At 34.8% G+C, this 20,238-nt stretch carries 22 protein-coding genes; 2 read left to right on the top strand and 20 right to left on the bottom strand.

The window, feature by feature from the left end; translation table 11 throughout:
* The first annotated feature begins 361 nt into the window (after positions 1-361).
* On the top strand, positions 362-733 hold the full coding sequence (locus MRBLBA3_RS14360; protein ID WP_363381802.1) for a hypothetical protein: 372 nt from the start codon (positions 362-364) through the stop codon (positions 731-733).
* A gap of 2 nt (positions 734-735) precedes the next feature.
* Complete coding sequence (locus MRBLBA3_RS14365; protein ID WP_103458435.1) at positions 736-1,209, top strand: hypothetical protein; 474 nt, start codon at positions 736-738, stop codon at positions 1,207-1,209.
* A gap of 152 nt (positions 1,210-1,361) precedes the next feature.
* On the opposite strand, the gene MRBLBA3_RS14370 is transcribed toward MRBLBA3_RS14365, so the two are convergent.
* The 20 genes from MRBLBA3_RS14370 to MRBLBA3_RS14465 all read right to left on the bottom strand — a co-directional run bounded on the left by MRBLBA3_RS14370 (position 1,362) and on the right by MRBLBA3_RS14465 (position 19,803).
* A complete protein-coding gene (locus MRBLBA3_RS14370; RefSeq protein ID WP_353770802.1) occupies positions 1,362-2,393 on the bottom strand; it encodes a GH25 family lysozyme in 1,032 nt (343 codons plus the stop codon).
* Positions 2,393-2,818 (bottom strand): phage holin family protein, encoded by a 426-nt coding sequence (locus tag MRBLBA3_RS14375; protein WP_353770803.1) that lies wholly within the window; start codon positions 2,816-2,818, stop codon positions 2,393-2,395. The genes MRBLBA3_RS14370 and MRBLBA3_RS14375 overlap by 1 nt, the downstream gene beginning before the upstream one ends.
* Positions 2,819-2,834: 16 nt before the next feature.
* On the bottom strand, positions 2,835-3,995 hold the full coding sequence (locus MRBLBA3_RS14380; RefSeq protein ID WP_353770804.1) for a BppU family phage baseplate upper protein: 1,161 nt from the start codon (positions 3,993-3,995) through the stop codon (positions 2,835-2,837).
* Between the two features lie 76 nt (positions 3,996-4,071).
* Positions 4,072-6,453: a phage tail spike protein gene (locus MRBLBA3_RS14385; protein WP_414646010.1), complete on the bottom strand. Its 2,382-nt coding sequence runs from the start codon at positions 6,451-6,453 to the stop codon at positions 4,072-4,074.
* Positions 6,450-7,133 carry a phage tail protein gene (locus tag MRBLBA3_RS14390; protein WP_353770806.1) on the bottom strand — a complete coding sequence of 228 codons (684 nt, stop codon included), beginning with the start codon at positions 7,131-7,133 and terminating at the stop codon, positions 6,450-6,452. Before MRBLBA3_RS14390 ends, MRBLBA3_RS14385 begins: the two co-directional genes overlap by 4 nt.
* Position 7,134: 1 nt before the next feature.
* Positions 7,135-10,905, bottom strand: coding sequence for a phage tail tape measure protein (locus MRBLBA3_RS14395; RefSeq protein ID WP_363381806.1), 3,771 nt, complete (start codon positions 10,903-10,905; stop codon positions 7,135-7,137).
* Between the two features lie 182 nt (positions 10,906-11,087).
* On the bottom strand, positions 11,088-11,549 hold the full coding sequence (locus MRBLBA3_RS14400; RefSeq protein ID WP_353770808.1) for a hypothetical protein: 462 nt from the start codon (positions 11,547-11,549) through the stop codon (positions 11,088-11,090).
* A gap of 46 nt (positions 11,550-11,595) precedes the next feature.
* Entirely contained in the window at positions 11,596-12,171 is a 576-nt protein-coding gene (locus MRBLBA3_RS14405; RefSeq protein WP_176527028.1) for a phage tail protein, read from the bottom strand.
* 2 nt (positions 12,172-12,173) lie between these two features.
* Positions 12,174-12,596, bottom strand: a complete 423-nt coding sequence (locus tag MRBLBA3_RS14410; RefSeq protein WP_098402209.1) for a hypothetical protein — start codon at positions 12,594-12,596, stop codon at positions 12,174-12,176.
* Positions 12,586-12,972: a hypothetical protein gene (locus MRBLBA3_RS14415; RefSeq protein WP_098220785.1), complete on the bottom strand. Its 387-nt coding sequence runs from the start codon at positions 12,970-12,972 to the stop codon at positions 12,586-12,588. The genes MRBLBA3_RS14410 and MRBLBA3_RS14415 overlap by 11 nt, the downstream gene beginning before the upstream one ends.
* Positions 12,962-13,306 (bottom strand): head-tail adaptor protein, encoded by a 345-nt coding sequence (locus MRBLBA3_RS14420; RefSeq protein ID WP_098402207.1) that lies wholly within the window; start codon positions 13,304-13,306, stop codon positions 12,962-12,964. Before MRBLBA3_RS14420 ends, MRBLBA3_RS14415 begins: the two co-directional genes overlap by 11 nt.
* Entirely contained in the window at positions 13,290-13,595 is a 306-nt protein-coding gene (locus tag MRBLBA3_RS14425) for a head-tail connector protein (RefSeq protein ID WP_098402205.1), read from the bottom strand. Before MRBLBA3_RS14425 ends, MRBLBA3_RS14420 begins: the two co-directional genes overlap by 17 nt.
* Position 13,596: 1 nt before the next feature.
* Entirely contained in the window at positions 13,597-13,785 is a 189-nt protein-coding gene (locus MRBLBA3_RS14430; RefSeq protein ID WP_363381810.1) for a hypothetical protein, read from the bottom strand.
* Positions 13,757-14,896 carry a phage major capsid protein gene (locus MRBLBA3_RS14435; RefSeq protein WP_363381812.1) on the bottom strand — a complete coding sequence of 380 codons (1,140 nt, stop codon included), beginning with the start codon at positions 14,894-14,896 and terminating at the stop codon, positions 13,757-13,759. The genes MRBLBA3_RS14430 and MRBLBA3_RS14435 overlap by 29 nt, the downstream gene beginning before the upstream one ends.
* A 37-nt stretch (positions 14,897-14,933) precedes the next feature.
* Positions 14,934-15,671, bottom strand: a complete 738-nt coding sequence (locus tag MRBLBA3_RS14440; RefSeq protein ID WP_098565412.1) for a head maturation protease, ClpP-related — start codon at positions 15,669-15,671, stop codon at positions 14,934-14,936.
* On the bottom strand, positions 15,637-16,830 hold the full coding sequence (locus tag MRBLBA3_RS14445; protein ID WP_353770810.1) for a phage portal protein: 1,194 nt from the start codon (positions 16,828-16,830) through the stop codon (positions 15,637-15,639). The genes MRBLBA3_RS14440 and MRBLBA3_RS14445 overlap by 35 nt, the downstream gene beginning before the upstream one ends.
* 16 nt (positions 16,831-16,846) lie before the next feature.
* On the bottom strand, positions 16,847-18,502 hold the full coding sequence (locus tag MRBLBA3_RS14450) for a terminase TerL endonuclease subunit (RefSeq protein WP_363381834.1): 1,656 nt from the start codon (positions 18,500-18,502) through the stop codon (positions 16,847-16,849).
* Positions 18,486-19,001 (bottom strand): P27 family phage terminase small subunit, encoded by a 516-nt coding sequence (locus MRBLBA3_RS14455; RefSeq protein ID WP_363381814.1) that lies wholly within the window; start codon positions 18,999-19,001, stop codon positions 18,486-18,488. The genes MRBLBA3_RS14450 and MRBLBA3_RS14455 overlap by 17 nt, the downstream gene beginning before the upstream one ends.
* Positions 19,002-19,188: 187 nt before the next feature.
* On the bottom strand, positions 19,189-19,488 hold the full coding sequence (locus MRBLBA3_RS14460; RefSeq protein ID WP_336149712.1) for a hypothetical protein: 300 nt from the start codon (positions 19,486-19,488) through the stop codon (positions 19,189-19,191).
* A 3-nt stretch (positions 19,489-19,491) separates the two neighbouring features.
* Positions 19,492-19,803, bottom strand: a complete 312-nt coding sequence (locus MRBLBA3_RS14465; RefSeq protein WP_336149713.1) for an HNH endonuclease — start codon at positions 19,801-19,803, stop codon at positions 19,492-19,494.
* Positions 19,804-20,238 lie beyond the last annotated feature (435 nt).

The raw sequence follows: 20,238 nt of genomic DNA on the forward strand, positions 1-20,238 counted from the left end.
AGGTTGACGCCAACATGGTAGCGACAATGAAAATGTGTAGTTTTTTCATTACCTTCTATTATATATGTAAACAACATGAGAAATTAGATTTGTTTAATTCCCTAAATTGTACATATAAATCATTAGCATCAATTTATTACTTTCCCATTAGTGTTTTACCTCTACGTTTAGTGGTTCTGTTAGTGGAGTTAAGGGCTCAAGTGAGACTGCTAAAAATCTTTTAAAAGATGGGAGATTTATCGAATCTGATTTAGAATTAAGATACAAGCAATATTGTGATAGAAAAGCCAAAGAGGGGAAAGTCCCTAAAGACAGATTAGATTGGAAAGAGGCAAGTGATTATTGGACAAAAAATTCACCTATGGCAAGAGGAAATAGATTTAATTCAAAAGCAAGAGAAGAAGGTTGGTACGATTACCATGAATTACATTTAGAAAATCACAAAAGACTGGATTCGTATGACCCAATTTTTGAAGAAATTGTTTCAAGGAAAGCTACAGATTTACATAAAATAGACGAGGCAACATTTAGAACTTACTTGAACGAATTTAGAGATAAATATTCATCTGGCACTAAAATAAGATCAAATCAGTATCCTGAGTTAGATGGCCTAAAACTTAACGGAGACTATATTTTAGAGGTGCCAGCATCTAATAAAAACATTAAAAATATAGAAAAGTATAAAGAAATAGCTGAAGAATACGGTGTAACATTAAGATTTAGGGAGGAATAATTATGAGCTTAAAATTAAAACCTGAAATAGAAACAGCACTAAAAAAAATTGACTTTGTTAATAGATACACAGAACTTTCTTCTTTTTCGAGAGAAAATTATGATGCCGAAGAAATCATTCCTAATCCCAATATTGAAGAAATTCAACAAATACTTGAAAAGCTAGGTTATAAATCAGTTTATGATAAAAAAGAAAAGTTTTTAAAAGTTGGAGAACTAGGTGATAAAAAAGAAAATTTATTTTATTTTAATATTGGTATTAAAATAAACGTTCTGGATTTTACTTGGGTAGTTTATCATAATGATGAACTAAGATTAGGTAGTCCATGGAGTCTATATTCAAGACTTTTAATTTCTCCAGATACTAGAATTAAGCCAGTACTATTTAGCGATTATGACAGCTTAGAAAAAATTTTTAAAATTGCTTTAGGTATGTATGAAGATTTCAAACAAGAATTAATTCCTATCTATTCATAATTTTATATTTAAGAAAGGCAATCTTATCTTAAATATAAAAAAAGAAAATCCGACTCACAAGAGCCGGATTTTCACTTCATAAATACATATGCTTCGCTAGCAGTTACATAGTATGTTTTACCTTTGTTGTTGTGTACTTTTGAAACCACCTATTATTTAATAATTACATGTTCCTCACGAATCCAACGATTACCACCAATATCTATTGCGTCGCCAACTCTTCCCCAAATACGATAAGGAGTAGAACCGTCAATATTTCCAACATGGTTAATACATTCTGGCTCACTATGAACTGCAATCCCCCAACCTACAGGATATTTAGAATGTGCATAGAACCATTTCACATCAAAATGTTTTAGGTAAGCCCACTGCTTTTCATTCCCAAGGCAGATCATGTCTTTTTCTCCACCACCCCAGTATCCTTTCTGGATTAAGTAAGGGATTTTTTGTGTAATACGTCCAGCAAAAATAGGATCATCAGGATTTTCATATAGATTCACACCATAACCATCATCGTATTTCGATGTTGCATGTCCAATTCCCTCTTTTTGAATAGGCTGAATTGGATCAATTGGGTTAATTGGATTTAGTTCATTACCACCAATAAACCAAGATAATGGCTTGTCTCCATTTAGAACATTTAAGTCAACTTTTCCTACACCATCAAGCCAACCGCCTGTTTCTCCGTCTGCATATTGCCATAGATCACACGCATAGGCAGGTTTATTACTTCCATAACGAGGAGTCCATAAAAAGTCTGCTTTCACCTTATTTAAACCATATTGATTGTACATATGATGTGATACATAAAATCCGACTTTCCAACCTGCCGCTTTACATGTATCAATAAAAGCTTGAGAAGCAGCTGCTAGATTGTCGGGGCCACAACTTTTTAATGTATCATCCTCACAATCTAGCACTAAGAATTTAGCATTTGAATTTGTTCTTTTCATAAAATCGTTCGCTTCCACAATTGCATCATTAACAGAAACATAGCATCCATACGCATAGGCAGCATGTGGAATACCACGTTTTTCTAATTGCGCTACATGTTGTTTATACAATCCATCTACTGTATCTGATCCATATTGAACACGGCAAATCGCTAAACTAACTTGAGGAGCTAATACATCCCAATTAATACTGTCATTCCATTTTGAAATATCGATAATATGTTTTTTCATTATTGAACATCTCCCTTTTTATCTTCTTGTTTTTGTTTACCACCTAAAATTTCAACCGCGTTTGTCAAAGCTTGTGGAAGTGGGATTCCCATACGTCCAGCGTTTTCTAAAAGTGATAACAATTCATTACCCATGAAGAAAAAGATTGTTGCTTCACGGATAGCGTTGTTGCTTCCAAACGCTGTATCTAATTGCGCTGCCACTCCAACCAAAAGAAAAAGCACCACCTTTTTGGCGATGCCTTTGAAACCTACTTTACTTTTTAACTCTCCATTGTATCCCGCTGCAATCATTCCAGTTAAATAATCAATAACTGCCATCGTCACTAAGATTTTCAATGTTGCATCCCATCCTCCTAAGAAATATCCACAGAAGCCACCAAAGGTAGCTATAAACGTTTTTATGAATACGTCGATACGTTCCACTTGTTTGCCTCCTTTTTTATACTAAATAATTGATTGAAAAATGAATAGTTTTGTCAGTAGTGATGTTGTATATTTTTACATTACCGCCAGTTTCTACGTTAAATTCACATATAGAATAAGGTGGACCGGCAATAATAACAACATCTGTTATTTGTTGGGCTGGTCGCAATGCAGTTGGAACATTGAATACAACTTGCCCTTCTTTTATATTCTTTAAAGAACCTATAACAGAAACTTGGTCGCCACTTCGTTTCGCTCTAGTAACTTGTCTTCCTTCAACGTTGGAAGCATTAGCTGTGTTGATTGACATCTGAATCCAATCCGTATCGGTAGTTCGTTTAAATCCTTGTACAGTAAAATCCCATCCCACAAAATCTTCTTTTGTGACATGATTTGTCCACCCTGTCCACCCGTTATTTCCGTTTAGATAATTTGTATAAAATCCACCTACACTATCTTTAGCGATTACAAAGCCAATATTATTCTGATTAAAATAAGAAATTCCCCTCCAAGGTTTGCCCGATGGGATTGTGTTTTGCACACCTGTAGCACAATAAATTGTATTCATCCCGGCACCTTTCGCGGCTATTTCATCAAGAATATTCTTTGTGGCATCACTAACAGAAATAGTTTGACCACCTGATTCAGTTGTGATCTTTGGTACTTGAACACCTTTCGCATTAATTAATGTTGTTAACTCTACAAATTTGTTGTTCGTATCTGTAATTTTCTTATTTGTATCATCAATTTCTTTCCGATATCCTGCCACTTGTTCTATAGCTTTTTCAAAATCAGAAATATAGTTTTCTATTTTCATATTTCCTTCTTTTACATCTCTCTTAAGCACAATTCGGATATCAGGGGTACTCGTTCGTTCAGCGTTTTTTTCCATAACAAAATAAGCAGTCCAATCAGCCGAAGCTGAAACTGCTTGAGATGTAAAAGTATATGAAAACACACCATTTTTCACATCAATTATTTGAGCATCATCACGAATGAATGCCCCTGTATGATTTGTCGCTTCATATTTGACTGCATATCCTGTTAAATCAACGCTTCTCCCTTTTTGCTTTAGATACACAATGAGTTTCAAACCATTTTTATCATTCTGCCGAGAACGAATTGTTTTTGTGAATACTGGATCATCCAAATTTACAATAATTTCTTCCTCCCTCATCTACTACAACACTCCTTTCTATAACGTTTTTCTTTTAACATGTCTAATTGGTCTTCTGTTGCGTTTCGTTCTGTTTCTATGTTTTAACATTACCTTTCGTTTGTATCGGCTCTAACTCTCGAATTCTAGCATCTGTTTTTGTAACATATTCTTGAAATGCTCTAGTAACTTGTGAAAGCATCCCATATAAGCCTACACCTGTTTCTTCGGATTCGTTCGGAATGACAATACCATAATGAACTGGGATGTCATTTGTCGTTAAAGTAGGTTCCCCTTCTTTACGATCCATCCGCATTTCATATAGTTTTGCCATATCTAATTTGAGGTTATATTGTTTTATATCCCAATCCATTACTTTTTCTAACGCATCAAATTTAATATCACGTATGTTCGTTTTGTATTTAGCTTGCGAAGATACTTTAAAATCCCCTGCAATAATACCTGTGTAAAATGAACCTGTACCAGATTTAACTTGAAGATATCCATTCTCATAATCTGAATTACGTAACGTACAATATTGCATGATAAGATCCGTGTCTCCACCAGAAGAGGCATCTATAGACATAAGTCTTTTACCATTTTTGTGATAGTAAAATCTTTGTCCAGTAGTGAAATGCATATTTCCATTTGTGGCTTCAGCAATGAAGTCGTTTTTTGCCTTTGCTGTAAAGTTTGTACCAGCTAGTAGATTCATATATGACAATTGAGATTCAAGTTGCAAATATTCTTCTGCTTTTAAGCCCAAATCTCCATTTTGACCAAATTTAATAATGGAAGGAAAATACAAATCGGTATTACTGCCACCTACATAACCTCGTGTAATTCCTATCCCTGCCGCTTTGGGATAAATGTTTGAATACTGATAAAGTGCAAGCGCTCCTTGTGAAGCTGTAATGTCATTGTCTCCACCTAAAAGTAAAGTGGGTTGTAATTCATTCCTCGAATTTTTGTAATATCCTAAAAACATACGGGTAATATCATTTTCCATAATTCGCATGAATTGTTTGGATATACTTACATAGTTTTTAGAATCATCCGATCTTAAAGTAGTACCACTAATTTCTCCACCCTTAATTAAATCACCAAAAAGCGTACCAGCTGTTATAAAATCAGCAACAATTCGCCCATCATATGTAATGGCAGTTTCATATGGACCGTCTATTCCCCAAGGGGAATACCCTAATCCGTTGAGATTCCACTGCCAAACCTTTGAAGCTGTCATTTCGGATTTTGTGTCCATAATCAAAATACGATCTGGATAAACCCTAACGTGCCCACCAAATCCAGAGTTAATAAGATTCGTTGCATTTTCTTTCGCTGCATCTAATATGGAGCTCGGCATGTTTGATATATCATTCTGCATTCGCTCTACTTTCCCAGCCATATTTGCAAACGTTTCTTTGAAATTACCTAAAGTTATTTCTATATACTCTTTCTTTATTGGATCGTATTTATAAGAAATGACTTTCGCTTGAATATCAAGATTATCTTCTGTGTGCCGAACGGTGACAATGTCTCCCATATAAACACGTTGTAATACTGCATAATTTTTATATTCTTCTGTCTGTGATAGTTCTTGGAATTCAACTTTATATGTTGCTTTTGGTTGATCTGCCTTTTGAATCGTGAACATATCTTTAGCAGCTTGACGTAATCGTTTGTAAGCTTCTTCTAGCGGAACAGCATCATCATCTTTTGCATGTTCACCAATTGCAGCCTTTATATCTTTAAATTCCACCACTCTGATTTTGGGATGAGGATATTTATTAATATTTGGACTATCTACATATTTTTCTGGAAGAAACAGACCATCAAACCCCTGCGGCATAATTCTAGTGACTGGGCTTTTCCAATCAACATTCCCTTCATAACCCAGCAAATCTTTTTTATGCTGAATGACAACCCCTCTGTCCATACCACGGCTTTTTAACATTTTTACATCAAAGTTATCTCGCTTCAATTCACCACCCCAGCGATTAATAAAAGCATTATCTTGTCCATTATCTAAAATAGCTTCAATTGGATTTTTCCGTACAATACGTGCACTTGCGATAGTAGGAATATCCGAATAAAAGGTAAAAGGATGTTTATATTGACAGCCTGTTGATAAACGGCTCATTGCTGCATTACCATTTGTATTTTGAATAAATATATCTTCAATTAAGTTCTCTGTTAAATCATAAAAAATGTGATAACATTGTACAGTTAATTCGCCCATGCTTGGTTTAGGAGTTACAACACGAAATAATTGGTCACCATCTGGTGTAGGAGCTTTAATAATGCTCATACCATCAATTTCTATTCCATGTGGCGCAAATAATGGGTAAATAAATGTAAGTGCAAATAAACCGTTGAGTTCTTCCACAACGGTTGCACCATAAATATGCTTATCTAATATGCCAATTCCATTATGAGTGAAATCAGTCTCATCTGGTTTATATAGTGTAATATGACTCATTTATATCTCCACCTTGGTTCAACTATGATTTTAGTAACTGATTCAGACCATGAAATTGTATTTATTCCAGGTTTAAAAAGCGGAAATTCTCCTATCATTTTAGAATTCATTGAAGTTGTGGCAGCATATGCTTCTAGCAAATCAGAATCGATAGTGACGGAATAAGCTACACCTTTTATTTTGAACGATACATCATTAATCGTAATTGTTGCATCGCCGCCCCCGTAAATCACTAGTTTTGGAGCAGATTCTATTGTTCCAGGATTTAAAAGATTTTCTGGCCTTGTTAATACAATCGGTGCTGTATCAACGTATTCAAAAGGATCAAGTGTAAATTCTACTTCGAATTCCCCATATTCTTCAATCTCATTTGCAATATCACCAATTTCAACAGATTTAATTTTTCGATACACTTCGTCATCGGTGAAATACAGTATTTTACCATCCATGAACCATGCCTTGATACGGCGTATTAAAGGCTTTATATTTTCTTCTTCAAGTAAATTAAACTTAATTTTTAAAGGGACGTCCTCGAACGCCCCTTTCTTCGTTAGTGATCCATGTCTTCCTGACACTTCTATATGTTCAACCTTTTGTTTTGCTGTTGGAATAACGGGGCGATCTACCATACATATTCGATAATCACTCGCTAATTCCGTATCAATCCCTATGTCTAGCAAATCAATTCCTCCCTATTCCGACATTTAAGTTACGTCCTTTTTGTGCAAACCAATCATCAGCTTTTTCAAACATACGGTCTATATCACGGTCATTTCGTACAGTGTTATAAAAGTTTACTTCTACTGGTTGTTGATTAACCATTCCGCCACCTGCAGCTGCTCCAGCCATATTAGGAACACCATTCAAAAGTGCTTCCCCTAGCGCACTAGGTACATCGTAAGCCACGATTTGAGCTAATTGAGAAGCTGCATTTTGTATCATGTCTGTTACATTTTTAATTAGTAATCCTAACTGACCGCCAATTCCACCCATTCTTTCAGAAGAACTTAATGGTGTTACAGATACCTTATTCCCTTTTTTACTGAATAACTCGGGACCGGCTTCTCCAGCAATGAATTGCCCATCTCCTAAAACATGTCCACCCTTTGCGAGCATCGGTACATGTGGGATTTTAGGTGCATCAACACCAGGTATTTCACTTAATAGATCAGCAGGTGTATTAAAGCCATCAATGAATTTATTAATCATACGAATGATACCGTTAATTGCTGTTTTAGTACCGCTTTTAATTCCATCCCATACACCTAATACAGCTGATTTCATACCTTCAAAGGCGTTATTAACAGAACTAGTAACCCATCGAACAGGTGTCATAATTGCTTCTTTTAAGCCATCCCATACAGATGATGCGGTGGATTTAATACTTTCCCAAATGTTTGAAAGTGTGGATTTAATACCATTCCAGATATTACCACTTGTACTACTGATCATGTTCCAAACAGAAGTAATCGCTTCTTTTATGTTGTTAAAGACAGATTTTGCTGTTGAAACAATGGAATTCCACAGACCAATCAAAAAGTTTTTAACTGCATTCCAAATTGCAGATGTTGTAGAACTGATGGTATTCCATGTGTTAATAATCCAATTCTTAATCGCTTCAAATATTGTTGTAGCAATTGAAACAATAGTATTCCAGCAAGTTTGTAGGAAAGTACTAATTACATTCCAAACCATGGAAGTAGTAGAACTGATAGTATCCCAAACACTAATAATCCAATTTTTAATCGTCTCAAAAACTGTTGTAGCAATTGAAACAATAGTATCCCAACAAGTTTGTAATAAATTAACAATCATATTCCAAACCATAGAAGTAGCAGAACTGATAGTATCCCAAACGCTAATAATCCAATTTTTAATCGCTTCAAAGATCGGTGTAGCGAAATATAAAATAGCTGTCCAAATCGCTTGCAAGTATTGTGTAATGAAATTCCATACAGTTTGAACAACTGTAGAAATACCATTCCAAACACCTTGGAAGAACTCTGAAATAGCAGTCCAGGTTTCAGAAAAGAAAGTTGCTATGCTTTGTAAAACTCCCGTTAAATATTCAACTATACCATTCCAAATTTCCATACAGAAATTGAAAATAGATGTCCAAATCTCTATATATCCAGTTAAAATTCTAGTTCCCCACGTCAGAACAAAATCAATAATTCCATCCCAAGTTGTAGTTAAGAATTCAACAATACTTGTCCAAACCTCTTCTGCTCCTTGGCTTATACTATCCCATGAATCAGAGAAATATTGAACAATTCCATCCCATAAGGTAGAAAAGAAGTCCGAAATACCTTGCCATACTGATGATGCTACTTCTGCAATGTAATTCCATGTATTAACAAGAAATGCTTTAATCTCATCCCAATATACATAAATGGCTATAATCGCAGCAGCGGCAGCGGCTATAACAGCGATTACGATACCAACCGTTGTACCGAATGCAACAGCTATTGCGGCTAGTATTGGCTGAATTACACCCCAAACTGCCATGATTGCCGTCCCAATCGTGGAAATAGCGGTTATTAATTTACCTACTACCATAACTATTGGACCTATGATAAGTAAAATAGGACCGAGAGCGGCTATAATTCCACCAATAATAACGACTATTTTCTTTGCCGTTGGTGATAGATTATTAAATGCTTCTGACATTGTTTTAATTGCACTAGAAATTAATGGCATCGCTTCTTTTGCTAGTTCTAATAGAATTTTACCTAGTGGTTCCAAAGCTAAAGCAGCGTCACGTGTAAGACTCTTAAATTGTTGTCCAAATGATTCTTCTTGGATTTTTTTCAGTTCTTCCATGCGACCTGTTGTGTCACCAAGACCACCATTTACATCATTTAATCCTAGTACAACATCAGCACCCATGTCTTCGAATTTAGTTCCCATCAGAGCTACACCGATTTGATTGGCTTTTACTTTGTCATCCATGTTTTTTAAGTCACCTGTAACAGCTTTAAAAACGTCTGCAGCAGTTGCTTTACCTTCATTAAATGACTGCCAAACACCTTGGGTTTCTTTTGATAAATCGCCAAATCCTTCTGCAACACCCTTGCTTCCGTCTTGAACACGAATACCGAACTCTTTTACTAGATCATTGATGTAATCAAGATTATATGATCCTGTTGCGGTTCCATTAGCAAGTATGTTAAACATTTCATCAGCAGTAAAACCAGCTTGTTTAAATAACGGTGCGTATTCTGAAAGATTATCGAAAAGCTCATCTGAATAATTCAAACCACTTTGAGCACCTGCGGCAAGTAAATCGAATGTTTCTTGGGTCGATAGACCAAATTGAGACATTAATTGTCCTGCGCCACGTGTAGCCTCATTTAGATCAACATCATATGTTTGAGCGAGTGTTAATACATTTTCAGTTGCAGCTTGTAATTCTTCATGCGGTACGTCACGCATATTTTGAAAGACTTTAATTAATGCCGTGTCAACTTCACCAATGTTTTCCCCAAATCCATTTTTCCAAGTGCTTTCCGCTATCTTTTCAAGATTTTCAGCACCTTGGGCTGTCAACCCTAAAGAAGCTTGGATTTTTCTTTGAGAAGCATCCATATCAGAAGCTACTTTCAATGCACCTGCACCAAGACCAAGAACTGCAGGGGTAACAGTTGTAGTCATGGATTCCCCTGCGCTCTTCATTTTTTCACCAGCAGCACTCATTTTTTCAGAAACCTTACTAGCTACATTTGCTTGTTCGGATAAAACCGAATTAGCTTGTTGAACCTCATTTTCTAATTGTTGTTCGGCTGATCTTAATTGTAGTAGTTTTGTTTCGAGTTTATTTACTTCAGCAGAATTTTCACCATACCGTGATTTTGCTGCTGCTAATTGTTGTGCACAGTTTTGTGTTTGTTGAGAAGCATTTTGTTGTGCTTGTCCTAAGTAATGAAGTTTTGCACTTAACTTTTCTGACTCTGTTGCATTATGACCAAGAGCAGCATTTTGAAAATCATATTCAGCCCGTAACTTCGCTGATTGATTTATTAGTTCTGTTTCTGCTGCACCTAATTTTTTTAAATCCTGTGCAGCACTACTATTTTCTTGACCTAACCTTTGAAGAGCGCCTTCTGTTTCTTTAATTTGATTTGAAAATCTTTGTTCTGCTATTTGTGCATTACCTAATTGACGGGCTAATTTTTCAACTTCAACAGAATTTTCACCATATATTGCTTTAGCTCTACTTAATTGTTGTTCTGTTGCAGCAACTTTTTGTGCAGCAAGTTGTTGTTGCTGTTGTAAGTGTCCTAATTTAGCTGCTAATTGCTCTGTTGCTGTACCGCTTAATTTTAATTGTTCTTGTTGTAAAGTGAATTCTTGACGTAGCTTAGAGCTTTCATTTTTCATGTCACCCATTGCTTTATTGAATTCTTGATTAAAAACTTTAAATGTTATTTTCGACTCTGGTATGTTTGCCATATTCTCACCTGCCTTATCTTAGCGTGGATTAGCTTTCCAACCGTCAAAGGCAAGCTTCCCTTCAGCTATTCGCTCCACCGATGCGATGGGAAAATGCCAAAATGTTTCTGGATCAATCCCATAAATTAAAACGTAGAGAACATATTTATCCTCTACGCATTCAATGTTTATTTTCGGTGGTTTTATCTCTTTTTTTCGTTAGTTTTTGTACTATTTCCTAATCCTTTCGCAAATTTATTTTGTTGCCCAGTTATGCTAGAAGAAGCTAATCTTACATATAGTTTCATTGTTTCTTCAAAAGAGTAATGGTATCGCTCTAAAAATTCGTCAAAATTATATTCGAAATCTTTATTCGCTCCTAGGCATCCTAAATAAATAACTTTTTGTATTGCGGTTTCATCAATACCTTGTAAGGCACTAAAATCTATATTGTCTAATTGATTAGGATTTGCATTAGCTAAACCTTGTAATTTAAATACACCTTGCAATAATGACTCATCAGTTAGCCCTAAATCTTTCCCTTGTTTCATTGCATAATTCGTAATAAAACAAGGAACTTTTTGATGATTTTTTTCGATTGGCTTGAATTGTCCTTCTACATTTACAACTTCTACTTCTTTTAATTTTACGACTTCGACTCTCATAGGTTACTTGTCCCCTTTTATTTTGATAGAGTTGCTGTTGTTATTTTTACAGTTTCACAAGATCAGGCGTAAATTGTGTATGCCATTTTTCTTTTACCTGCACATCGTCCACTTCATCCGCTAATGCTTCGTAATAAAATTCCCCGTTACTATCTTTAAGGGCTGTAAACTCTAATTCTGTTTCTGCTACTTCATCCGAACCGTTTTCCACTTTAAATTTAAATCCAGTTGTAGATGCACAATTAGAGAAGGCAACGAATTTTTTTAAATCCTCAAATTCATCAACTACGTCAGCAGTTAAAACAAATGACTCTCCCTTTGATGTTGTACCGTATGACCATACACCAGCTTTTAACCCATCTGTTTTAATTCCAAAAAGCTTTCTAAGTACATCTACACGTAAATGACCAGAAAGAGTCATATTCATTTTAGTAGGCTTGGAAATCTTTTTAACTTCTACACCTTCACATTTCTTTACTTTCTCGAGCATTTCTGTTTCGCCCTCGATTGTGCCAACACAACCGAACTTTGTGCCGGTTTGTTGAATTCCACCTTTAATAAATTGAATACCTACGTTTGTAAATGACATGGAATCGAATTCTTCAATAATTGTCGTCATTATAATTAACCTCCTAATGTTTGATTGATAACTTTATCTAATTCTGTATTTAAGCGTTCTGATATCTTTGGAGTGGCGGTTTGTAAACCACGCTCTAATATCTTTTTCGGTGCGTTTTTCTTCGAATTTCCTATCCCTAAATCTGGATACTTTAAGTAATTAAATCTAGGTGTTGGACGAATTGTAAAACCAAGATTTAATTTGCTATTTGTTAAAGATTTTTGATCTTTTGCATGTCGTTTATTTCTCACGCGCCCTTTCCATGTAGAAACAGGGATTTTAGGCTGAATGGATTCGACTGCAAGATTCACACCATCACTATGCAAAACTTTATTAAGTGCTTGCTCTGACTTCCCCGGTATTTGTTTGAGTTTGTTTTCTAAGGCTTCAATATCTCCAAACTCTACACTCCATGAACTAGCAGCCATATTTAATAAGTCTGGTTACATAGATTTCAATTTCATCAATGTATTCATCTACTTCACCTTTTTGAATAGATGTTTTATTTGAGTGTTGAAAAGAATGCCCTGTAGCTTCAAGTGTTGCAACAATATCTAGCATTCTTTCGTCTAAATCATCACGATTTTCAGAGTAATATCGAATTAAAACATTTTGGCGAAGTGTTAATTTACTTTCTGTATTTTCAAATCCACCTGTTTCAAAAATGAAGTAATGATATCCTGTTTCTTCATCTTCACTTACTTGGTCCTGGTAAACTCCTACATTGAACGCTTCTTTTAATCTCGAAATTAACAAGCTATTCAACTTTTGAAGTCGTTTTTTTGATTGTTCGTTATTCATCATGTCCACCTACTTCTTGTAAATAGAAATATAAATACTGTTTGTCTGAATCAACTTTAATGACATCGTATTCCAAGTGATCTATAACTACTTTTAATTTGTTTTTATAAATCGAACGAAAAGAAGGAGGAAACAAAGTTTTTACTTTTTTATCTAACTTTGCATTTAATAACCCACAGGATTGATAATCACTATCCCGTGCTGATAATTCTCTAAAAGCTAGTTTTCCCTCTTCAGAAAAAACGCCTTTAATTCGCTTTCCGTTTTCACTACGCTTCGTTTCCGTACGCCCATATTTTAAAAAACCATCATTAAACGTTTCATTGTATGACTTCATCTTTTGCCCTCTCTTTTAAGGCAGCATCTATAATCAAACGCTGTAATTCCCCTCGGAAATTCTTTTCAAAATCCTCCAGGGCGTTGTTATACTCATACCTGCATCGTTCAATCAGTAATTGCTTAACCTGGCCTTCTTCTTCAAAAGAAAAAGACGTACCACAAAGATTTTGTAAATACGCCTTTCCACGTTCAATTGTTTTTATTAGTTGTGCATCTTCATCATTCCAAGTGATCCGTAAACGGCTTTTTACATCTTCAAGTAATATTTCATTTAATGTTTGTTCCATTTTAATCACCACTTGTTGCTGATTCTTCTATAATTTTTCGAATATCCTCTTTCAAGGTTGCAGAGGAAATATCTATATTATGTTGATTTGCATAAGCAATTAATTCTGGTTTTAACATAATATTAAAATCAATCGCCTCCACTCTTAATGTGGAGGGCGACTTAGGGTGTAGGTGTTTCACTACCAGCATTTAAACCACTAATATCAAATACTAAGAATGATTCGTTATCTTTTGGACGACCATTCGCATATTGTTTAGATAAATAAACTGTTTCATCTTCTAAGAATTTATATTCTGTTGATGTTTCGATTTTTTGAGTTGAACCAACACCCATAAAGTAATCACGTGCAATTCCTGCAACCATTTTTCCTTTTGGAACAGCTAGAGATTGAAGAACTGTTGCTGGGATTGGTAATACACCAGATACATATGCGCCGTTTTGCGTTAAGAACGTTGTTGCTGGGAAGATTTTTTCCCAATAATCCAGTGGATTCACAATCATTAGTGCATTACTTACTGCACGACGCCCATCTTTTGTAAGTGGGGCCATTACTTCTTTACCTAATGATTTCGGTGATAAGCTAGTAAGTGCAATTGCCTTTTTATCTGGATAAACACCTGCAGTAACTGCTCCGTTAAGATCTTTCATCATTCCAATCGGTTGATCTTTACCAGTACCGTTTACAATTGCTTCTTCTAATGCAATAGCCATTGATTCAGTTAAGATTTCGCGTACATAACGATCTAACCAAATTGGACCTAAATCTAGCATTGCGTTACAAACTGGAACATAGGCACTTAGTTTATATAGATTTGTTGTAATAACTTCAAATCCATCATCTAATAATTCTTTAATTTCTTCACAAAGTTTTCCCCACCAAGCAGACTGTACATTTCCCTTTTTAACAATCCAGTCTGTTACACCAGTAGTATTTACAAATTCAATGTAGTTCAATAGTGCATGATTTGTACGTAAGTACTCAAATACACGTTCGAATACAGTTGCTGGAACTAACGTTTCTACACCTGCAAAACCTTTATTAGCAATAACAGTGTTGTAATATGTTTGCTCATCTTTTGTTAAAACTTGTAGCCCTCTGCTTACCATTACTTGTTGATCTGTTAAATCTTCATTCACAGCTTGTCGTGCGTCATTGATAATGTTTTCTTGAATGGAGTTTGCGAAGTCGATCATAGCGGCCGCTGCTTGTTCCTCATCGCCACTATTCATAGCATTCAATAACTTCTCTCTCATTTCATTTTGCTTTTGAGCTTCACGATCTAAATTTTTAATTGTCATTTTCAAATTCCTCCTATTTTATGCAAAATAAAAAACACTACCGTTTTGGAGTGTTTAACGCTGTTAGTAATGTAAATAATGTATTTTTGCTATTATGAGTTGTTTCTTTTGATTCTTCTTGCACTTGAACTGATGCTTTGTATTTGTTTAATATCTTTGCCTTTGCAGGTTCGAGTTCTTCATCTTCTTCGTCTTCCTCTGGAATTACTATTTCATCTGAAATTTCATCACAGAAACCAAACGTTTGACACTCTTCAGCAGTTAACCATGTTTCTTCTGCTAAAAGTGTTTCTAGTTCACTTTTTTCTCCTACAAAACGAGATGTATAACTTTCCGTTACTGCAGTATCAATTTTATCAAGACGATCTGCAACCTTACGTAACCCTTCTGCATTACCAGCCGCATATGTCCATGCTTTATGAATCATCATCATTGTATTTTTAGGCATAACAATTTTATCTGCTGCCATTGCAATAACAGATGCACCACTTGCCGCCAAACCATCAATGTGTATAACAATATTGGCAGAATGATTTTTTAATAAATTAGAGATAGCAATTGATTCAAATACATCTCCACCACCACTATTGATGTGAACGTTAATCGTTTTTGCTGTAATGTTTTTCAATTGCTCTCGTACTTTACTACTTGAGATACCGTCATACCAAGAATATGCTGAAATACTTCCATACATATAAAGGTCTGCTTCTTCTGTGTTGGCGCTATTAAGTACTTCAAATCTATTTTTGATTTTTGGTATTTCCGTTACCGTCATTATTCTCACCTCCCTTTAATGATTCAGTATTTTCAACTGATTCATAGTTCTTAGTAACATAACGCATATCTGCCCATTCCTCATCTATAGGTTCACGTCCTAATATTCTTAAAATGTCATTAATTGAATTTACACCAATTCGGAAGAACACATCACAAGCATTTGCTAGTTGTGTAATATCTACATACTTAATACGGCTTGTATCAACTTTTAAATACGTTCGTCCTAAGTACTCTTCTTTTGTATAAAACTTCCGATTAATTTCATCTGTAATTAATTCTATAAGTGGGTTGATACAAAACATAAGGAAATTATCTGTTTGTTTTGATACGTCCACCACATCACCTTTTAACATTCCTTTTGGTACATGAAAGGCCATAGAAACAAAATCAATAATATCATCTACCAGTGCTTTTATATCTCTACTATCTAGCTTGTTTCCTTTTGACGTATTGCTGAAATTATCTAATGTATATCCATCTTGTAATTGGAAAACAGCACCTGCATTATCTGCTTCAAAAAACGCTTTAAATTGATCGTTAAACATTGCATCTATCTGATCTTGCATTTCGTCAGTTTGTGCTCTTAAAAAGTCACCTTTTACTACTACTCGCATTGCATTTGAACGTTTATAAATATTTGTTGCAGAAGTAATTAGTTTCCCCCAACTACCGTATAAGCCATCGATTACATTCATGATATTTTCGTCATTTAATTTAAAATAAAAAACCTCACTCTCTTTAAATACCTTTTGGGTAAAAGTGAAGTCATTAATCGTGACATTTGTATACCAGTTTTCTCTTAATGCAAATTCTTCTTTACTGAAGTTATCAGCTACATAAAGTTGATCGTTATGCATGATAACTAAACATTCATTATCATAAATTAAATGTGAAACTAAACTATGCATAAATTGAGAAGCATTTTGGTTCTGATTGGGTTGTACATTAAATAAATAATGATTTCCTTTTCGTACTTCTTTTCCTTTTTCAAAGGTTTGGAATTCACAACGAACTAATGTATTTGCAATCAAATCCACACAGGTATTTACAGCTAACTTTTTAAAGAAGTAATCAATAGATGCTTCATAAAAATGACTTTTTAATAAAGATCTATTTCTATTTCCAAACCAACCGCCTATCCAATCTATTAATCCCATTACTTCACCTACCTTCCTAGTAAGTTCGCACTTTAAATGCCTTAATTGTAAATGGTTTCGATTCTGTTAATTCACCATCTTGTGTTAAAGCATGTGTGAAGGCAAAGAAACCATCCGTTTTACGTTTTTCTTTATCAATTTTGCAATACTCTTTATTCCCATTTCCTTTTTCATCTACAAAAACGTTTCCTACATACCAACGCATTAATGGATCATCACCAAAGACAATTAATTGTTTGATAAACATTTCATCAATTAGTGGGGCTAACTTTGCATGCGTTACAGGCCCACGTCTTACAATCTCTAATGGTATACCTGTTTCTTTAAATTTCTCTTCCATAATAGAAGAACGGAAACTATCACAAGCAACCTTTTTGATATTAAATACCTTTGCTTTCTCAAGAAACCAATTTATAACACGATCTGCATCGATGGATTTATCATAAACAATCGTACATAGTCCTTTTTGTTTTGCAATGTCAATGATATCTGGATTAATATCTTGTAACTTTAAGGCCATATGATGGATAAAAGTGTGCTGCATCCAATATCTCTTTCCATCATGCTTAAATAACAAACCAACAGAACAGAAATCTCGAACATCAGCAAAGTCAATTCCGCCTACTGCATCAATGCCTTTTAGATTTTCTGGAAAAGGTTGATCAGTTGCTAATCTATCTTCATATGTAGCAACTTCTCTTCTTGAATCTGCTACAGGACGATTCATCCTCTTTGTCATAAATTCAACACGCATCGGAATGTTCTTTTGGCAATCTGCCCACTCTTCACGCATCGTTTCAAAGAGTTCACTATTATATCTAATAGATGGATTCGCTTTTTCCCAGTTCTCTGGATCATTTGCTTCTTCATCTTTATCTAATCTACAAATAAACGGAAATAACTTACTTTCTTGTACCTCTCCATTAAGGACAAGCCTACTCTTTTCTTTTAAATCATCTAATACACCACCACGTACATATCCATCAGTAGTTAAATAAAATGTTCTTCCATCTTTTATTTTTCCTAATGCGGAACGGAATACTTTAATAGCTGCGTATTCTTCATACTCATGAATTTCATCGAAAAATACAGCGCCAGGACGTAAACCATCCTTTGTACGAGCATTTGAAGTATTAAATTTGATTTGTGATTTTGTTCTTTTGTGCTGAATTAATACTTTAGATTTATAAAAAACCTTTTGCAGAGATTTTTCGTATTTCGGATTTTCTAAAACGTTTTTTACATCTTCAAATGTAGTCTTTGCTTGTTGCTCCGATGTTGCAACCCATTCAATGTTGTAATTACTAATTTGAAACTGTTTTGACATCATGTAAAAGTTTAGATATCCTGCATAACCATTTTTTCCGCCACCACGTCCCATAAGAACCAAGATTTGATTCCAAACAAGACGACCAGTATCTTTGTATCTAATTCCGAATACACATGCATTTATGAATTTCTGCCACGGGAATAATTCAAACGGAAAATACGGTTTTGGAATTTCAACACTATCTTCAATTGCCTGTACATCTATGTAAGCATTTGGGTCTGACAATGTTTTTTTAACTAATGCAATAAGCTGGTGTTGTTCTTTACAAGCACGAATCTTGCCACTTTCAACCATTTTAATATATTCGTCTATATAAGGATGAAAATTAGAGGTCTGGACCATCATCATCATCCTTTTCTACTTCCGTTGCTTTCAATCCTAATTCAGCTAAAAGCTTCAACATTTGAGCATTCGTTTTATTTAACTCACTGATACTTTCATTCTTCTTTTTTCCCTGCTGCCGTCCATTCGACCAATCAACAACAACACCTCTTGTTTCAATATCTAAAATGAGATTGTTTTTAATATCCCAAAGTGCCATATAATCAGATACTAAATCTACATACTGTGCACCAGATGTCCCATTTTCCTTTAATTGATTCATCAAATCCTGCTTAATGGTCTCTTTTAATTGATTTATTTTTGGTTTCGTGTGCACCCTTTTCTTACTAGGCGCAACCTTTTGTGTTTTGTGTGCACCCTCTCTTTGCCAGTTATATCTTTTTTTCCAGGACTTAACGGTATTCATAGAAACAGAATATTTCTCTGCAATGTCCTTATACTTCATACCGCTTAAATAGTCGCTGTGTGCGGCTTCTTGGGGTGTCGTATTATTATTCATCCATATTCACCACCTCTTTTCATACATTAAATTCGGGGCTGTTTTAAACGAAAATAAAAAGGATGCACCCTGTATTTTGTGTGCACCCCTCCCCCTCATGTGAGAAAACCAAAAAATATTTTTTCCGACGTCCCCCTCCCGTTGAAAGCTCCCCCGAAAGAAAGTCGATTTTATTTTAAGGGGGGACTTATTTAACTTGTATATATTGTTCAACAAAAGAAATAATATAATTTATTTCTTCTTCTGTAATTGACAAGAACATTTGAACTCTATCTATATCTAAAAGTTGTTTTACTTTATCAATCGTTAAATTATTACATCGATTACGATTAATAATATCTCTAACTTGTGTGTATCTATAATAAATAAAGCGAGCACCTGCATTAAAGATGTCTCGCTCTACACTCGTTCTATCTATTGGCTCTGTTGCTGCTACTCTTTCAAGATAGTCTGTATCATACTCACGACCATTATCATTTATAATCATCTGCTACCATCTCTCTTCATTAACAAATGCAGGTAACTTATCTTCTACCTTTAAACGATCATGTACTTCGTTATGACATGTATTACAAAGAGACATAAGGTTGTCATAAGTTAGTGATAGCTCTGGATATTCTTTTACTTCCTTAATATGATGAACACAATCAGCCTTACGATACTTTCCTTTATCTCTGCACGTACAACATTCAAAGTTATCTCTCTTCAAAGCCTTAATCCTTAGCTCACGCCATTCCCTAGACTTATAGAACTTCATAAGCTTGTCATCTCTTATTAACTGAATAAGATCATGTGTTTCCATATCTATCACTTCACCCCTTATCAATCTAACTCCTTAACATCCTTCGCTTTAATGAATTGAATCATAAGTAATAAACAAAGTGACATTCCTACACAATATCCGACGAAGCAACCTAACCAAAACATCTAATCACTTCCTCCTACAAAATAAAAAGCACCCGAATGGATGCCTTATTATCAATTATTAATTTGCACTTCGATTACGGTAAATGAAGTTTTATTCTTCTTTCAGCTAACAACCACGACAGACACTCTTGGCTGACTTATCAGGTCACCCTCATTCTGTCTACCTAGGATGTTGTTAGCTCAAAGAAGAGCAAAAGCTCTCCCTCGTATATATAACATGAACTTCAATTGGATGTGAAATCAAGAAACAACTGTTCATCCAATCTGCAACCATCGCCACCGGTAATGACGATCCATTTTCGGTTATCTG

The organism is Bacillus sp. LBA3-1-1.1 (assembly GCF_040676495.1).
GTDB classification, from domain to species: Bacteria; Bacillota; Bacilli; order Bacillales; family Bacillaceae_G; genus Bacillus_A; species Bacillus_A nitratireducens.

What these genes read in the sequence shown, in the direction of transcription:
- MRBLBA3_RS14365 (WP_103458435.1), top strand. Translation starts at nt 736, where the DNA reads ATGAGCTTAAAATTAAAACCTGAAATAGAAACAGCACTAAAAAAAATT.
- MRBLBA3_RS14395 (WP_363381806.1), bottom strand. Translation starts at nt 10,905, where the DNA reads ATGGCAAACATACCAGAGTCGAAAATAACATTTAAAGTTTTTAATCAA.
- MRBLBA3_RS14420 (WP_098402207.1), bottom strand. Translation starts at nt 13,306, where the DNA reads ATGAAGTCATACAATGAAACGTTTAATGATGGTTTTTTAAAATATGGG.
- MRBLBA3_RS14445 (WP_353770810.1), bottom strand. Translation starts at nt 16,830, where the DNA reads ATGGGATTAATAGATTGGATAGGCGGTTGGTTTGGAAATAGAAATAGA.
- MRBLBA3_RS14435 (WP_363381812.1), bottom strand. Translation starts at nt 14,896, where the DNA reads ATGACAATTAAAAATTTAGATCGTGAAGCTCAAAAGCAAAATGAAATG.
- MRBLBA3_RS14360 (WP_363381802.1), top strand. Translation starts at nt 362, where the DNA reads ATGGCAAGAGGAAATAGATTTAATTCAAAAGCAAGAGAAGAAGGTTGG.
- MRBLBA3_RS14400 (WP_353770808.1), bottom strand. Translation starts at nt 11,549, where the DNA reads ATGAGAGTCGAAGTCGTAAAATTAAAAGAAGTAGAAGTTGTAAATGTA.
- MRBLBA3_RS14465 (WP_336149713.1), bottom strand. Translation starts at nt 19,803, where the DNA reads ATGGAAACACATGATCTTATTCAGTTAATAAGAGATGACAAGCTTATG.
- MRBLBA3_RS14455 (WP_363381814.1), bottom strand. Translation starts at nt 19,001, where the DNA reads ATGAATAATAATACGACACCCCAAGAAGCCGCACACAGCGACTATTTA.
- MRBLBA3_RS14460 (WP_336149712.1), bottom strand. Translation starts at nt 19,488, where the DNA reads ATGATTATAAATGATAATGGTCGTGAGTATGATACAGACTATCTTGAA.
- MRBLBA3_RS14450 (WP_363381834.1), bottom strand. Translation starts at nt 18,502, where the DNA reads ATGGTCCAGACCTCTAATTTTCATCCTTATATAGACGAATATATTAAA.
- MRBLBA3_RS14380 (WP_353770804.1), bottom strand. Translation starts at nt 3,995, where the DNA reads ATGAGGGAGGAAGAAATTATTGTAAATTTGGATGATCCAGTATTCACA.
- MRBLBA3_RS14415 (WP_098220785.1), bottom strand. Translation starts at nt 12,972, where the DNA reads ATGATGAATAACGAACAATCAAAAAAACGACTTCAAAAGTTGAATAGC.
- MRBLBA3_RS14410 (WP_098402209.1), bottom strand. Translation starts at nt 12,596, where the DNA reads ATGGCTGCTAGTTCATGGAGTGTAGAGTTTGGAGATATTGAAGCCTTA.
- MRBLBA3_RS14430 (WP_363381810.1), bottom strand. Translation starts at nt 13,785, where the DNA reads ATGCTGGTAGTGAAACACCTACACCCTAAGTCGCCCTCCACATTAAGA.
- MRBLBA3_RS14425 (WP_098402205.1), bottom strand. Translation starts at nt 13,595, where the DNA reads ATGGAACAAACATTAAATGAAATATTACTTGAAGATGTAAAAAGCCGT.
- MRBLBA3_RS14440 (WP_098565412.1), bottom strand. Translation starts at nt 15,671, where the DNA reads ATGACGGTAACGGAAATACCAAAAATCAAAAATAGATTTGAAGTACTT.
- MRBLBA3_RS14385 (WP_414646010.1), bottom strand. Translation starts at nt 6,453, where the DNA reads ATGAGTCATATTACACTATATAAACCAGATGAGACTGATTTCACTCAT.
- MRBLBA3_RS14370 (WP_353770802.1), bottom strand. Translation starts at nt 2,393, where the DNA reads ATGAAAAAACATATTATCGATATTTCAAAATGGAATGACAGTATTAAT.